A 16,973-nucleotide genomic window follows, 5' to 3' on the forward strand; every position below is an offset into this window, starting at 1 on the left:
AGAAGATCGATAAAAAATAAGACAATGAAGAAAATTAAAAATATAGCCTTAGTCTTTTTGGGGATGACCATGTTGTCTTCATGTAATGACTACTTAGATGAAACACCTGATAACAGGACTGTTTTGGATTCACCTGAAGCGGTGAGCGAATTGTTGGTATCAGCTTACCCTGAAGCTTTCTATCATGGATTTGCTGAAGTAATGTCTGATAATGCAGGAGATAAGGGAGTTGGACAATATGTTGCAGAATATATACCCAATGGAGATGCTTACTACTGGGAGGATACAGCTTCCGATTCGTACGATACGCCTACCTTTTATTGGAATGCTTGTTATGCTGCAATTGCTGCAGCCAATCACGCTTTAGATGCGATTGAAAAGGTTTCGGATAAAGAAAATTATACCGCCCAAAAGGGAGAGGCCCTGGCAGCACGTGCCTATGCACATTTTATGTTGGTGAATTTGTTTGGAAAGCACTACAATCCTGCTACTGCAGAGAGCGATTTGGGAGTGCCTTTTGTTGAAGAACCAGAGAAAGTAGTATTTAAAGATTACAAAAGAGCTTCAGTAAAAGAGGTATATGACAAAATTGAGACTGATATTGAGGAAGCAGCCAAGCTGATTAGAGATGATAGTTATGCTGTTGGTAAATATCACTTTACACAGGCGGCGCTTCATGCATTTGCATCACGTTTCTATTTGTTCAAAGGCGACTGGGATAAAGTAATTGAGCATTCAGATATTGTTCTGGGTAGTGATCCATCAAGTAAATTGAGAGACTGGAACGGAAAATATCTTACCTATGAAGCAAGTGAACTTTGGGCGCAGTATACAAAGGCTGAAGAAGCTTCTAATATCATGTTGGCCAGAGGTTATACCAATTGGGGGAATGGTGCTGTTGTATTCCGCTATTCTCTTTCGGCTCCTAAGATTGGTGAGTTGTTTGGGAAAGACCCAATCACAGATGAAATGCGTTTCGAAATGACGATTGGCGACAAAGTTTTGTATGCCGCGAGTTCACAGCAGCTAGGATTTATCCCGAAATTTAAAGGCAGAATTGAAAGTCATGACAACAATCCTGATCAGGGATATGCTAATATGGTTGCACCGCTTTTTACCACAGAAGAAGTTCTGTTTAACAGGGCTGAAGCCTACCTGATGAAAAAAGATTATGCTGCTGTATTAACGGATTTGGACAGCTATCTTCAAAAAAGGGTTAGATCATATAATCCGGAAAACAAAGTTGATTTGGAGAAAATACAGAAGGAATATGAAATGGCTGATGGACCTGAATTGGCTCCTTACTACACAGTTGAAGAGGGACAGAAATACTACTTATGGTATTTGTTGGATTTGCGTCGTCGTGAGTTTGTTCATGAAGGAATCAGATGGTTCGATGTGAAGCGATTCAATTTTGAAATTACTCATGATATTATTGATGGTGGCTCGATTACCTTACCGAAGGATGATAATCGCAGAGTGATTCAAATTCCTGAACAAGCGATCGCTATTGGTTTGCAAGCAAACCCTAGATAAACAAGGAAAGAAATGAGTTATTTTCTCCTTACGGAGTTATTGGAACTAAAAAGGAGAATGATTAATAAAATAAAATTTAAGAGATGAAAAAATATATATGTTTTCTAATGCTGGGACTCCTGTTTTTAGGGGCGTGTAGCAGTGATGATGATTTGGGAGAATCATTAATTGATACCTCTACGCCAGAACTGAACGAAGTGGATGAATGGATCAGAGAAAATTATACCTATCCCTATAATGTAGAAGTGAAATACAAGTGGGACAATTCAGAGTTGGACAACACAAAAATTCTAACACCTACTGAGTTGGAGCGTGTGATTCCTTTCCTTGAAAAAATGAAGGAAATTTGGGTCGATCCTTATGCAAAGAATGGGGGAGAAGATTTTATGAGAGCTTATATTCCCAAGCAGATGGTATTGGTAGGAAGCCACAATTATGAAGATAATGGGGGTATCGTATTGGGTCAGGCCGAAGGGGGAAGAAAGATCACCATTTTCGACTTGAACTACATTGACTTTGATTTGTCAGGCTTAAACAGGTGGGAGAAACGTAGTGCAATGGAACCTATTCTTCGCGTTTTTAAAACCATGCACCACGAGTTTGGTCATATTCTTCATCAGACAATAGCTTATCCTGTGGAATACAAGAAACTAACTACAGGTTATACATCTAACTGGATGAATTTTAGTAATTCTGAAGCAAGAGGAATGGGATTTATTACAGCTTATTCTCTGTTAAACCCTGATGAAGATTTTGTGGAGATGTTATCAGAATTCCTAACCCGCAGTAACGAGGATTGGAATGAGTTGATTGATAAGATCAAAGTATACGATGAAAACTATTATACAGATGAAGATGCATCGAAATTAGCCAGAGCTAAGATCCGTGAGAAAGAGAAAATGATTGCGGATTACATGTTGCAGATTTGGAAGATTGATATCTATAAACTGCAGGCTGATATTGCCGTAGTTTTGGACGGGTTGAGTAATTAATTCATAGAAAACAAGAGTGTTATGAAAAAAAGATATATAAATATAATATGTTCCATGCTTGTTTTGTTTACGGCATGTGACAACGATTTTGAAAGTGAGTTTGAGCTTGCGCCAGACGAAAGGGCTGCTATAGCTGTTAATGAGTTTAAAGATGCTTTAACCTCATCAGAACATGGATGGCTTACCCATTACTATCCTAATCCAACAAAATTAGGATCATTTGCCTTTCATTTTAAATTTGATGAGACAGGTACCGTAAATATGAATTGGGATTTTTCAGATTTCCCTGATGAATCGGAATATTCAGTAAAGATGTTTGAAAAGCCAGTTTTGATTTTCGACACCTATAGCAAATTTTCAAAGATGACTGATCCGGAAATTGGAGAACCAGGAAAAGGATTTGGTGGTGAACTGGAGTTTAGCATGAACAAGAAATCAGCTGATGGAGATACCCTGTATCTTGCAGAGAGAGTAAGTGGAGATCCAATGGTATTGGTTAAAGCTACAGCGGAAACACCTGCTCAACTAAGAGAATACGCCAAGCACACTAAACATCTTGAGAGAGCTAATGAACAGGTAGTGGTACCTTTTTACTTCAACTTATCTGTTGAAGGTTGGGATACCAAAGTAAATATGGTATATAGCGGAGATAAGCTTATTGCTTTTCTTAACTATGTAGATAATGGAGAAGTAAAGCACGAGCTGATGCCAATCAACTTTACTCATGAAGGTTTTGAATTTCATCATCCAGTAGTGTTGAACGGTATTGGTGCTAGATCTTTTAAATATGATGAAGCAAAAAATCAGTTCGATGTAACGGATGCTGGTGTCATAGGTGTATTTAAGTATGAAGCAGATTGTCCTGCTCACTTTGATGGGATGACCGATAAGTTTTTTGGCCCCAAAACATTTGGTGGTGATGCAAAAATTGTTAGTCCTAAATTAGCCAATTTGATTGATGGTGTTTATCCTGATGCGGCATTCAGTTATTTTTCTACATCTACCTATGTGGCTTCCTGGTTTCCTTGTACATCCAATTTAAATTTTGAAGATTGGAATTCTCTTAAGTTTAAAGTTAACTATAACAAGAAAACTGAGGATGTTGTTGAGATGGAATTTCTTGGTTATGAAACAGGTTGGTCTGCACCATTTGATGATCTGGAATATATTGAAGGATTAATGTCTACTGAGAAAGGTCAGGCTATTAAAGATATAGTGGCAAGCCCTAAGGGATGGACTATTGTTCCTGTTGAATTAAAGGAGTATGGGTCATCTTATTACCTGGTAAGTAATGAGGATCCAGAGATGTACATGTGCTTTGGATTAACTTATGATGATGACGAAGATTAATTAGACTTTTGAATACCCTTCCGCTTATGTATTTAATCCTATTACAAGCGGAGGGGGTATTATTAATCACATTAAAAAATAAAAATGTTCGACACAAGTTTCGGATTAAAAACCTGGATATACCCTGGGTTGATCTGGGGAGTGATTATGTTTGTTGGCGTTACGATGTTTGTGGTTGAAACCAGTGATGAGCTGATAACATGGAAACAATTGTATACCCTTCCTATTTATTTAATTGGCGGTTTAGTATTTCAATATTTGCAATTTAAGCGTTTAAACAAAAAAGGAAGACGAGAAATTGGGCAGAAAACTGATGCCAGAGGATAATTACTTACATGTTGATTTTATTGGTAGTCAACACAAACTAAATTTTTAATTGAAAAGATATAAAAAGATACAATACAAATGGATAAATGGACGAAGTTCCATTGAACACATTATATGCAAAGAAACTTACCGAAATTTAGAGGATTATATCTTAAACTTCTGTCATTTGGTTGAGCTGGTTGAATGCCTTCAGCCTAAATTTGTGGTATTGAATTTTCATGATTCTAATCTATTTCCCAATGAAGAGCTTACAAATTTTATGAGTAGGTGCTTTTTTAGACCTCTTATAAATTCAGGAGTAACTGAAATATTAATCGTGATTGATGGAGAGGAAAGAAATAAGTATTGTAATGTTAAAATTCCTAGCGGTAAAATAGAGATGTTTCGCTCCAAAGAGGAACTAAACTCTTTCCTAACAGATTAATTCCAGTAGATTAGATATAGGGTGTTACGTTATGTAAAAAAAAATAGATCTTCGGAAATATGATCGAAAGTAATGAAAAGAAGTAGACTGTATTCTTTCTTGTAGGATGAAAAATTTACTTTTAGATGTTGTTTTAGTGGGTGGTTAGAGGGCTTTCTCCAATATTCATACACATCCTTAAAAAAACCGATGGGAAAGCCCTCTCACATTCTCACAAATCTAACTATTATTTTATATATCATCTCAAGAAGTACTAAATGCTCCTTGAGTTTGTTCAAAAAGACCATCAAGATTGTAATTCGCGGTGATACAGAGAATTATCTGAATGCAATAATTCAACTGGTTCTCATTTCAAAACTTACCAGCTGTACATGGCATTTCCCAATAAAATGTCCTTAATAAGCACTTAAATCATATTAAATTTATTTCAATAAATGCAGAGAGGATATGCTACATTATCTCTTTGTATGGGTAAAAAGCACACATTATTCTAGTAAGAGCTAAATTTTCTTGATGTATTCAGACATCAAGTTTGCATTAGCATTTTAGCCTTAAAATTTGTAACTTATTAATTCTTTGCAACGAAGGCTATTTATATGTGTGTAAAATTAGGGTTAGTCTTCATTAGAGCGATTTCATTAATAGGTGTTTAGAATGAGTGTGTAAGAGATTAGATGTGTTTGATGAAATCGCTCTTTCCTTTTTATTTGAATTTTTCCAGTTAATTTCAGCATTTCTGAACTCAACTAATGATCCAAATCAAGAGACAACCTATTGTATTTAAACTTGTTGTCAACCAGATACTTTATGACTTCTATACCAAGCTGAATCCAACCCATAGGTCCTTTTGCAATTTTAATGGCAATGGAAATAACCTCACCTAAAAATTCAGATACTTCTTTAAGTGCATTGGTAATCCACCTGTTTTTGCGGATGTGTTCCTCAATTAATTCCTTGTCTGTTCCAATAACTGTGGTTAAACTGTCGAAGTTAAAATCGTAATCGGTGATCAGTTGGCTGTTGGTATTTTGGGTTTTTACAATCCTTTTTGAAAAGAAAAAGGATAATGCTGTTTTGGCCATATGAAATGCCTTTTTTAACTCTCGTACTAAGATCTTAATTCCATTTTTAAACCATTTAAACAGGTTTTTTATCGATTGTATAACCCATTTAATGCCATCTTTTATAAAATTACTAATGCGTTTGAAAAATCGACCAATGGAACGAAGTAATCTTTTACCTCCTCTTGTTTTGGATTTTCGATTCGAAGGAGATTCAAATTCAGCTTTTATTTGCTGATCAATCACTTTTAATACCTCTTTTTTATCTTCTTCGTCTTCCAGTTGATTAATAATGGTGCTAAATTCCTCTGATATGGTTTCCATTTTCTTATCACTTTCCATCCTGACAAGTACAGGAAGCAGTGCTTTAAACAGATAGTTAACATTTAAAACCCATCTGTCGTTTCCCAAGCGCATTAGCAAATCACTCATTTTATACCCTTGCTTTCCACCATAGCTTTCGTGTATATAAGAAATAAGAGAATGAATACCAGTAATGCTTAAAGGACCAAGATCATTATCGAGCTTGCCTTGATAATTACCCAATAACCACAATCTAATTTGTACCAAACGAGTCATAAGCTGATGCAATTGATCGTTTTGAAAGCTATCGAATGCAACTTTCTTTTTTTGAACCAAGTTTAAAGTGTTTTGGCTCTCTTGTGGAATAAATGACAACCTTGATTCGAATCTTTTTTTGTTACTTGTAAACCTAACACCTTGATCCTTTAATTTTTTGTAAGAGTTTTTAAAATAGATAAGGTGTCGATAGTCAGAGTTAGGGTAGAAATCTTGTTTTGCAATTGCCAAGGAAAGATTCTCTATATTACCCAATAGTTCAATGATTTGTTCATGATCTGAAATGTTACACCATGATCCTAATAGGTTAAGATGCTTTGTGAGATCATCGGATAATTGATTGGTTATACTTTTATTGAATATGGAAAGAATTCCCAATCGCCAGTTAAGAATTCTGGATAGAATAGGGTTTTGACTAATTTTTTTTATTGGGTAATGATGAAGTTCAAATTCACCTTCCAAAGAGGATATTTCATGCAGAAAGTCAAGTTCCTCTTCAGAAAGCAATTGGCTTTTAAATGTGCCAAAACGATCTATACCTTTATGGAAATCCTGCTTGTACAATTCATATTCTTGTCTGAATAAAGAAATGCCTTCCTCTAATTGCTCAAAGCTGGCAGTTTGTTTTCCACTGTTGCGATCGAGTTCAATGTAACCCAAATTATCCAGAACTTCCTCACACTCTAGCTTATGAATGGCAGTGAAATTTACCTCTGTTTCAGGTTTCAAAAACTCATTCTTAAAAATTTCTTGTATAGACATGATCTAGGATTTATTCAGCTTCTTTCTCATGAATTGTAGAAAATTCACAAATTGCTTTTGAATACTAACAGTATATTTTCCATACCCTGATGCATCAGAATCCTGATCTTCATTGGCTTCTAAATAAGGATTAATTTCTTGGGCATTTTGTGCCTTTAATTCGTCCCAGATGCTTGAAGCTTGAAAAGAGTTTTCCTTAAGATTAATCTTAAGGGTACAGAAAATATACTTGACTTTTTGTTTCACAGTTTCAGATGATAAAACTTATTATTTGATTACATCTTTAAGCGTATTGTAAATGGTATTGAAAAGAGTTTTGCGGGTTTCCAGGGCAGAATCAACCAGGATACTATGATCTTCTACCAGAGCAGTAAGTTCTTCTTTGCTGTTTACAAAATTTACAGCATCTCCATCCAGTTCAAAGCGCGTATAGGCTACCAAATCAGATTGAGCAAGGTTTTTTCGAATGGCTTCGAATACATTTTCATTTGATCCCTTGGTAAGATCAAATTTGTTATCATTTGCATTGGTTAAAGTTGCAACTTCAAGGGTTGCGACATCATTAATTGCCTTTTTTATAGGCTCTACATTGATACTCATAATAGTTTGTGTTTAATTAGTAATATTATAGGAGCGATCTGCTGATAAAATCCCAAACTGCTTTGCGGTTTTTACTTGAACAGATCAATAATTCGTTGTGTAGTTGTGTGAATTGTTGATTTTCTTTCGATAATACCTGAACGGCATCACCACCTAATTCAACCTTCCCATAGGATAGAAGCTTTGCGGATGAACTATCAAAATCACTTTTTTCAATGATAGCTACTTCGTTGCTGTTGAGGTCTTGTATCAGTTCCTTAACAGCCTTTTTAAATTCTGACATACTAAGATATAACGCTTAAGTAAATTTAATGAGTCGATTATTGTAATAGCTTTTAATTACTCTCTTGTTCAATTCAATAAAACTCAAGAGTAATCAATTAATTTTCATAAAAAGTTACAACTAAAAATACAAAAGACAAAAATAATTTTAACTTAATTCATGTTAGGAGAGATGTAATACATAAAAGAGCCTTATAACGAGGTATTAAGGTGTGATGCGGGAGACAGGCTTACAATAGAATAAATGGTTACTTTTAATTTTGCTTAATAGTTTTGTGAATCATTACAATTCTCTGGAGTGAAAGTAAAAGACTTAATGTAGACTAAATAAAAGTTAGTTTAGGCTGTGAAGATTATTTTTATTTCTATTTTTGCCATCCTTATTATAAAAAGTAAATGAAAGTATTAAAACAAAGCCAATGGGCTCGCACGTTAACATTCCGACGCTGGGGTGGTAAAAACTATTCTTTATTTCAGGCAATTAGCAAGCAGGTGAAAATTACAGTTCTACTTGTGGCTTACTTAATTGTTATCAGTCCTGAAATTGTTTTTGCTCAAAACCAGTCATCGGAGGTAAGCATGCAGTACGACCTTGATGAGATCAAAGTCAGTGCCCAAAGATCGCCTGTTACCTACTCGCAGGTGGCGCGGATTGTATCCGTAATCGAGAGAGAGGAAATTGAGGCTGCCCCTGTGCAGAGTATTCAGGAACTATTGGAATATGCTCTTAGTGTTGATGTCAGACAAAGAGGTGTTCATGGTGTTCAGGCCGATATTTCGGTTCGTGGAGGTTCCTTCGATCAAACCTTAATTCTTTTAAATGGCATCAATATCTCCGATCCACAAACCGGACATCACAACTTCAATCTTCCGGTAAGTTTAAAAAACATTTCAAGAGTGGAAATCCTGCAAGGACCTGCAGCACGTGTATATGGCCCAAATGCATTTTCGGGAGCCATTAATATCATTACCGGAGAAAATAAGAATCATGAATTGAATGTTGATCTTGTTTATGGAGATTACAATTTGTCGGATTTGAATGCAAACTATGCGTTTAGTACCGGAAAACTACAACATTTTGTAGCTGCAAATCGAAAATCTTCCGATGGATACATAGACAATACCGATTTCGAAACGCATAACATTTTTTACCATACACAGCTTGAAAGTGATCCTGGAAAGTTGGATGTGCAATTGGGCTACACACAAAAAGGATTTGGAGCCAATAGTTTCTATACGCCCAAATTTCCAAATCAGTACGAAAAAACCAAAACAACATTTGCATCCCTGCAATACGAAACAGGAAAGAAACTACACTTTAAACCTTCATTATACTGGCGCCGTCATCAGGATCGTTTCGAATTGTTTCGCGATAATCCGGCAAGTTGGTATACCACACACAACTATCACCTAACCGATGTATTAGGGGCAGGTTTAAATACATGGTTCAGTTCCAGTTTGGGAAAAACTTCCTTTGGAGCTGAATTTCGATCAGAAAACATTTGGAGCAATGTGTTGGGAGAAGAAATGGATGAGCCCATTAAAGTTCCAGGAGAAAGTGGTCAGTATTTTACCCGATCTCACTCCAGATCACATATTTCCTATTTTGCCGAGCATTCCTTATACCTAAACAAGTGGAGTATCTCGGTAGGAGCCATGTTCAACTGGATATCCGATCTGGATTTTGATTGGAAGGTTTATCCAGGTATTGATGTGGCTTATCAGATTAGCGATGATTTGAAAGTTTACTCGTCGGTAAACTCTTCTATGCGCATGCCTACATTTACCGATTTGTACTACAATGGTCCTAGCAATATCGGTAATCCCGATTTAAAGCCAGAAAAGTCATTGACTTTCGAAGGAGGTTTTAAATTCAATAACAAAAGCTTAAAAACACATATCAATACTTTTTACCGAAATGGTAAGGATTTAATCGATTGGGTAAGAGAAAATGAGGAAGAGAAGTGGAAAACACAAAATCTAATAGAGGTAAACTCATTTGGAATTGAGACCGGACTTGATATTTCACCAGAGAGATTATTTGGGAAATCGATCTTCCTTAAAAAAGTGAAGCTGAATTACTCTTACATTAAACTGGATAAGGGAAGTGATGAGTATTTTTCCAACTATGTATTGGATAACCTGAAGCATAAATTCGATTTAACGGTGAATCATGGCATATGGAATAAGCTGTCGGCCAATTGGCAATTGAGTTACCAGGACCGAAATGGCAGCTATATGAATTTCGAGAATGGTGAATACACTGGCGAAGTGGCTTACGATCCTTTCTGGTTGCTGAATTTAAAATTGCAATGGCAGCACAAGAATTTGAAATTATATTCAAGTATAACCAATCTGTTGGATGAAAAATACAATGATATAGGTAACCTACAGCAACCTGGTCGTTGGTTTATATTCGGACTACATTACAAACTGAAATTCAATTAAGATATTATTTTTGTAATCCACATTAATTTACAGGTAAATCCTCCTTTTAAGGGGGATTTTTTTTGTCCTCATATTCAACGTGCTGTTAGATGAGTTAGCAATAAAAGTTTAACAAGTAGATTCAAGGCATTGCTTTGGACTTACCATCATTTCATGAAGCAATGGCAAAGACAGCATAAATACGGTATTTACTTAATAGGAAAATGTACTTTGAGAAAGAAGAGTAAGTCGGTTTTGTGAATCAAAATAGCGTGATAAGATAATAACATGAGTTTTCTATCAATAATGTAATCATTTGGTCAGTTAATACTTTTTTTTGGTCATATTGTGCAAGTGGAAAACCTTTGTTTTTGCTTGTTTTACGCAAGTGTTAAGATTGGGATTGGTAGTCTCGATTTTATACTTTGATCAGATATTACTAGTTGATTTTGGCCTATGTGCATTTGAAACTGGAAGTAAAAGAGTCAAATTTTTTAAATTTAGATGCGTTGCAAGAGTGGTATAAACAATGTGGGAGATTGGGTGCCACTCTTGTTTTTTCTATCTTTGAATTTTAGGAAAAAATTGGGATGCTTAGAAGTATTTTAACTTGTTTTTTTATTTTACCTATAGTCTGTAGTTTTCAACTTCAGGCGACAAATTATTTTCAAAAGTTAAGCAAATTTACTACCGAACATGGTATTGTCAACAACACCATCTATTCTATTTTCCAGGATTCGACTGGAGGAATGTGGTTTGGAACTTTAGAAGGATTAAGTTCTTATAATGGACTTGTATTTTCTTCCTATCCAATGACAGATTCTGAAATGGGATATCCCATTACTCTAATCGATCAACTTAGTAAAGATCAACTCCTCTTGGGAACAAGTAATGGCAGCTATTTATTTTCAATCTCAAACAAGGAGTATCAGAAAATTGATATCCCCGGAGATTTTTCAATGCTTACCGCTCTATTTAAAATTCATAACCGGAGTTATCTCAGTACAAAATCAGGAATTTATGAATGGGATGATCAGAACAGGATTGGCATGAAACGATTTGATCATTCGATTACTTGCAAACAGCTTTTTCCTAATGGGGATTTACTGTTGGGAACCGCAGGGAGCGGAGTTTGGCAAGCAGAATTGAATTCGGATTCCTTATTGGTACTAAATAAAAGCTATCCGGAACTTCAACATGAATCTGTGAAGGCGATTTCATTTTTGAAAGAGGGAGAGCCTGTAATACTTACCGAAAATGCGCTATGGATGATGCAAGAAGAAAAGCTGGTACCTGTAATAGAAGGCTCCTTTTCCTCTATGAATATCTCACAACACAATGAAATACTTTTGGGAACTTTTGGTGAATTCATTCAACAGATATACAAAGAAGGAGATAGGTATACCTTAAAGGATTACATTAACAGGGACAATGAGATTTTCAATGACTTTTACGATGCTCAAATTAATGTGCTGTTTAAGGATCATTCCGGATCAGTATGGATAGGCACCAATCGAGCAGGACTGGATAGAATAGATAGAAAAAAGATAACCTACAAAAAATACGAAAGTGATATTCAGGATCGTGAGCCTGAAGCAGGTTATATCAATGCACTCTTTCAGAATGAGAAGGGGAGAGTTTGGGTAGGAACTTCAGGCAAAGGCTTGTACTATCTGGATCGGGAAAAGCAGTGCTTAACACCGACGCCTATTTTTCCCGGGAATTTGAATGATTTGTATGTAGAAGCCATCTTGCAACACAAAGACAAGCTCTATGTGGGAACAAGACATATGGGTATCATTACCGCATCGGTAGTAGCAGGTGAAAATACACAGGTCGTTGCATCAGGACAATTGTTCTCCAAAGAAGCAGGCCTGGCAAAAAATGACTACATCTATGCCTTAAAGCACTATAATGAAAAATTATATATCTGTTCTTCTAAAGGGACATTTGTATACGGATTTGATAATAATAACTTTTCGAAGTTAGATTCAGTATCTTCCATTAATTTTGCCCTCGATTCCTTGGATAATCAGTGGATTCTATCCTATAGAATGGAACTTTATTTCAATCAACAAAAATTGGAGTTTGGGACTGAAGTTTCAGATTTTCATATTGGTAATAATGGTGAAGTTTGGCTTGCTACAGGCAAAGGAGTGGCATTTTTACCAAATGTGAATGCAAAGCCTTTATTTTACAATCCAGCAAAGAAGGTGATTGAGTTTACCTCTATACGAAGGGATAAAGATGGGTATTTTTGGTTAGGATCCCGAATGGGTATTTATCGATTCGATCCGCAATCTAAACTTTTTGCGAGTTATCAAATCACAGGAGGATCAAAAGCGAATAGTTTTAACCATGCTAAGTTATTGGAAGGTCTGGAAGGTGAATTTTATTGGGGAAGTAACGATGGAGTGGTTTCAATTAATCCGCAGGCATGCAGTTATCTTCCCAAACCAATGTTTGAAGTAGAGCAGGGAAAAAAAGAAGAAGCATCCATATTTAATGTCTACAACTTCTCCTATAATCATCAAGAGGAAAATGGACTCGCTTATCGGTTCTTTCATCCCGATTCAAGTTGGAATTACTTGCCTGGAGACAAGGCTGTATTGGATTTTTCCCATCTGGACAGAGGTTCATATCAATTGGATATTGCCGCAATCAATGCAGATGGAATCATGAATGACAAGTTTAAATCATTCCATTTCCAGATCAAGCGTTCCCTGAATGCTACGCTAAGCCTGTGGGGAATTATTCTGATTGCATTGGCAGGTATTGTTTTCTGGTATTGGAAGGGAAGAAAAGCAGACTTGGCTTCAATAGTTGAGGAAAAAGAACAGCCTGAAACACCGGAAGATAAAGTTTACAGGGAATGGACTCAGGATGAGTTCATGCAAAGGGCTCTAATCGTTATTGAAGAGAATCTTTCGGATAATTCTTTTGGTGTGAATGAGCTTTATCTGGCAATACAAATGAGCAAATCGAACTTCTACCGCAAGTTGAAGAAATTTACTGATTTGTCGCCCAATGAATTGATTCGTTTCGTTCGTTTGAGAAAATCTGCACAATTATTAATTGAGGCGAAACAAAGTGTCAACGAAATCGCCTACGAGGTGGGATTCAATTCGCCTTCTTATTTTACTCGTTGCTTTAAACAACAGTTTGGCATCGCCCCATCGGAATATAAAGAGCATTACAACACGCTTTGCTGTGCACCCGAAAAAGCACTTTAGTGCGCTGAATTTATCTAATTTTTCATTTTTGAATTCCTCTTGCTTAAAATCCTTTGATTTTAAGCCAAAATGGTCATTCCGTACAGATTTTTGGTCAGCTTTTACAAGCTGTAATGCCCTGTTTTCAGTTGTTTTGGACAAGTCAAAGTTTGACTTTACTGCTTGTTTGAATCGTTCAGGTAGAATGAAATTTACAAGCTTAATATTCCAGGGATGCTCCCACCTTCCCTTGTGAAAAACAATTGTATTAATATTTAATCTAACCAAAAATTTATGAAAGAAATCACAGGAAGTTTAGCAAGGCAAGGCACTTTGCTAAAGAAAAGTTTTTCATGGATTGCAGGCTTGTGTTGTAGTGCATCATTACTTACGGTCACTCCGGCATTTGCTTCATCCAGTTATGAAGAAGCAGTTCTAGTTGCAGAGCAAAATCAGGAAAAACTGGTGGAAGGAAAGGTGGTAGATAAGAATGGTGAGGCTCTAATTGGCGTAAACATCCTTATAAAAGGAACTACAACAGGAACAATTACTGATTTTGATGGGAACTACAAACTGAATGTATCGGAGGATGCAGTGCTTGTATTCACTTTCATTGGGTATCTCAATCAGGAGCTTGCAGTGGCAAATCAAACTACCATTAATGTAACGCTTGAAGAGGATGTAATGGGATTAGACGAAATAGTGGTGGTAGGATATGGAACCCAAAAGAAAGCCAATCTTACCGGTTCTGTATCTGCCGTGAAAGGAGACGAAATGGTAAAGAAACCTATGACGGATGCCAGACAAGCCCTTCAGGGAGTTTCAACTGGTGTTACCATTGTAGATCGTGGTGGAGCTCCGGGTGAGGAAGACTTGAATATCAATATTCGTGGTATCGGATCCTTATCGGCAAGTACACATCCATTGATTTTAGTTGATGGGATTGAGATGTCGATGAGTGATGTGAATCCAAATGATATCGAAAGTGTATCCATACTAAAAGATGCTGCATCTTCATCTATTTATGGTGCTAAAGCTGCCAATGGGGTAATTCTTATTACCACGAAACGAGGCAAAGAAGGTGGATATAAAGTAGATTACAATGGATACTATGGATGGCAAACCCCTGCAACCTTGCCTGAATTGGTTGGCGCAGAAGATTATCTGAACTTGGTTAATGAAGCCTTGGTAAATGCTGGTATGAACCCGAAATACTCGCAGGAGTACATTCAGAAAACGGTTGAAGGAAATGATCCGATAAATTATCCATATGTGAATTTGTTTGAAGAGCTTTTTGAAACCGCTCCAGTTTTTAACCAATCTGTTCGAATTAGCGGTGGGAATGAGAAATCTAAAATTGCATTATCTCTAAATCACATGAAGCAGAACGGGATGTTGAAGAATGTGGAATCAGAGCGCTTTGGTTTTCGATTGAATACCGACTTTCAGGTGAAAGATAACTTCAAAGTAAGAGCTGATGTTTCCTTTAACCGAAGAGACAATGAAAGGCCAAACAGAATGAATAGTGCCATAGGTGCAATTGTAGGTACTTCACCAGTTACTGTACTGAAACATCCCAATGGTGTTTATGGATTAAACAAGGACAATACCAACGCTTTGGCATGTTTGGAAGTAGGAGGAATGAATGAAGAAAACAAAGAGGCTCTTAACTTGAAAATTGGTGCTGATTTGGAGGTCTTGAGTGGATTAACCCTGCGATCGGATCTTTCCTATAAAAGCATTAATAACAGGTATAAGAATTATACTGCAGCCTATGATTTCAGGAATCCTGAAAATCCTGATGAAATAGTTCACAGGTGGACACCAAGTAAGTTGGTAGACGGACGTTGGAATCAGCAGGAAATTAACTTTAAAGCTTTGTTGGATTATAACAAAACTTTTGGTGATCATTCTTTCCATGTACTAACAGGTATTGATGTAACCGAAAACAAAGCTTACGTAATTAAAGGTGAAAGAACCAATATCTACAGCGATGATTATGTGGAGCTAAACACTGGTGATGCCGAAGGTCAAACCAACAAAGGATACCAGGAAGATTGGGCATTACTTTCTTACCTGGGAAGAGTAAACTATACCTACAAAGGCAAATATTTACTGGAAGGAAACATCCGTTACGATGGTTCATCTCGTTTTGCGAAAGGAAACAAGTGGGGTGTTTTTCCATCCTTCTCAGCAGGATGGAGAATGTCTGAAGAAGATTTTATGATCTCCCTAGACTTTGTTGATAATCTAAAGTTGAGAGGGAGTTGGGGACAGTTAGGAAATCAGAATATTGGTTACTATAAATTTACCTCTACAGTCTATGCCGATTTCCCATACAATTTTAATGATACAGAAGTAAACGGTTATTCCCAGTGGTACTATGCAAATACTGATATTACCTGGGAAACCACTGAAATGATTGATTTTGGCTTTGATTTGACCTTATTCAATAACAAGCTGGAAGTTGTTGCCGACTGGTATCAGAAAGACACTAAAGATGTATTGCTGGTACTTCCAATTTCTTACCTGACTGGTTTAGGGGCATCGGAAACCAATGCCGGGAAAGTTCGCAATACCGGATGGGAGCTTTCTGTTACGCACCGAAATAATATCAATGATTTTAACTACTCGCTAGGTTTCAATATCTCTGATGTGAAAAATGAGTTGGTAGATTTTGCAGGGAACGAACCTTCCATAAGCGGATGGACCATATTGAAAGAAGGAGAATCTGTGAATGCGTTTTACGGATATGAATCAGATGGTTTGTTCCAGACGCAGGAAGAGATTGACAATCATGCGACCCAACCAAATCAATCGCAGCTAAAGCCTGGTGATATTAAATTGGTAGATCAAAATGGTGATGGTGAAATTAACGATGAAGACCGCAAGGTAATAGGTTCTTCTATACCAAGATACAGCGTCGGATTAAACCTGTATATGGAGTACAAAGGATTTGATTGCTCTGCCTTTATGCAAGGAGTCATGAAAGCTGAAAATTATTTCTATGGAGCTCCAAACGAAGGACCAGCTTATGAGATTTTCACAACCAAAAGAGTGCTGGATCGCTGGACGCCTGATAATCCAGATGCATCCTTCCCAAGATTAGAAGCTGCTTCGAACAAAAACAACTATTTGTATAATGATTTCTGGCTTAGAGATGCTTCTTACCTAAGACTGAAGAACCTTCAAATTGGTTATTCTCTTCCTAAATCTGTTTTGGAGAAATGGAAAATCGATAAGATGAGATTCTACATTGGAGGAACCAATCTGTTCACGATAACAGATGTGGAATCTGGATTGGATCCTGAAACCTACGATGGAAGACCAAATTATTATCCTCCGGTATCAACTTACACAATGGGAGTACAACTTCGTTTCTAGATGTGCTTTATTGATTCGTTTAACTTGAAAAATATTA

Annotated in this window: 12 protein-coding genes; 8 read left to right on the forward strand and 4 right to left on the reverse strand. The window is 36.6% G+C overall.

What is annotated here, in order from left to right:
- Positions 1 to 24 precede the first annotated feature (24 nt).
- The 5 genes from M0051_RS15645 (at position 25) to M0051_RS15665 (ending at position 4,629) form a co-directional block, all read left to right on the forward strand.
- Positions 25 to 1,536: a RagB/SusD family nutrient uptake outer membrane protein gene (locus M0051_RS15645; protein WP_306742450.1), complete on the forward strand. Its 1,512-nt coding sequence runs from the start codon at positions 25 to 27 to the stop codon at positions 1,534 to 1,536.
- A gap of 83 nt (positions 1,537 to 1,619) precedes the next feature.
- The gene (locus M0051_RS15650) at positions 1,620 to 2,528 is read left to right on the forward strand and encodes a putative zinc-binding metallopeptidase (protein ID WP_306742451.1); all 909 of its coding nucleotides are present in this window, start codon (positions 1,620 to 1,622) and stop codon (positions 2,526 to 2,528) included.
- Between the two features lie 21 nt (positions 2,529 to 2,549).
- Positions 2,550 to 3,878, forward strand: a complete 1,329-nt coding sequence (locus M0051_RS15655; protein ID WP_306742452.1) for a DUF4302 domain-containing protein — start codon at positions 2,550 to 2,552, stop codon at positions 3,876 to 3,878.
- A gap of 84 nt (positions 3,879 to 3,962) precedes the next feature.
- Positions 3,963 to 4,205, forward strand: coding sequence for a hypothetical protein (locus tag M0051_RS15660; protein ID WP_306742454.1), 243 nt, complete (start codon positions 3,963 to 3,965; stop codon positions 4,203 to 4,205).
- A gap of 49 nt (positions 4,206 to 4,254) precedes the next feature.
- Entirely contained in the window at positions 4,255 to 4,629 is a 375-nt protein-coding gene (locus M0051_RS15665; RefSeq protein WP_306742455.1) for a hypothetical protein, read from the forward strand.
- 746 nt (positions 4,630 to 5,375) lie between these two features.
- Here the strand turns inward: M0051_RS15665 and M0051_RS15670 are convergent.
- Genes M0051_RS15670 through M0051_RS15685 form a run of 4 tightly spaced genes read right to left on the reverse strand, consistent with a single transcriptional unit; the run spans position 5,376 to position 7,914 of the window.
- On the reverse strand, positions 5,376 to 7,031 hold the full coding sequence (locus M0051_RS15670; protein ID WP_306742456.1) for a hypothetical protein: 1,656 nt from the start codon (positions 7,029 to 7,031) through the stop codon (positions 5,376 to 5,378).
- Positions 7,032 to 7,034: 3 nt separating this feature from the next.
- The gene (locus tag M0051_RS15675; RefSeq protein WP_306742457.1) at positions 7,035 to 7,277 is read right to left on the reverse strand and encodes a hypothetical protein; all 243 of its coding nucleotides are present in this window, start codon (positions 7,275 to 7,277) and stop codon (positions 7,035 to 7,037) included.
- Between the two features lie 21 nt (positions 7,278 to 7,298).
- A complete protein-coding gene (locus M0051_RS15680; RefSeq protein ID WP_306742458.1) occupies positions 7,299 to 7,631 on the reverse strand; it encodes a hypothetical protein in 333 nt (110 codons plus the stop codon).
- A 25-nt stretch (positions 7,632 to 7,656) separates the two neighbouring features.
- Positions 7,657 to 7,914, reverse strand: a complete 258-nt coding sequence (locus M0051_RS15685; RefSeq protein ID WP_306742459.1) for a hypothetical protein — start codon at positions 7,912 to 7,914, stop codon at positions 7,657 to 7,659.
- A 395-nt stretch (positions 7,915 to 8,309) separates the two neighbouring features.
- Here M0051_RS15685 and M0051_RS15690 point away from each other — a divergent pair, with 395 nt between their 5' ends.
- The 3 genes from M0051_RS15690 (at position 8,310) to M0051_RS15700 (ending at position 16,936) form a co-directional block, all read left to right on the forward strand.
- Positions 8,310 to 10,361 (forward strand): TonB-dependent siderophore receptor, encoded by a 2,052-nt coding sequence (locus tag M0051_RS15690; protein ID WP_306742460.1) that lies wholly within the window; start codon positions 8,310 to 8,312, stop codon positions 10,359 to 10,361.
- A 569-nt stretch (positions 10,362 to 10,930) separates the two neighbouring features.
- Positions 10,931 to 13,573, forward strand: coding sequence for a helix-turn-helix domain-containing protein (locus M0051_RS15695; protein WP_306742461.1), 2,643 nt, complete (start codon positions 10,931 to 10,933; stop codon positions 13,571 to 13,573).
- 273 nt (positions 13,574 to 13,846) lie between these two features.
- Positions 13,847 to 16,936, forward strand: a complete 3,090-nt coding sequence (locus tag M0051_RS15700) for a TonB-dependent receptor (RefSeq protein WP_306742462.1) — start codon at positions 13,847 to 13,849, stop codon at positions 16,934 to 16,936.
- The last annotated feature ends 37 nt before the right edge of the window (positions 16,937 to 16,973 follow it).

Origin of the sequence: Marinifilum sp. D714 (assembly GCF_030851345.1) — a bacterium.
Lineage (GTDB): Bacteria > Bacteroidota > Bacteroidia > Bacteroidales > Marinifilaceae > Marinifilum.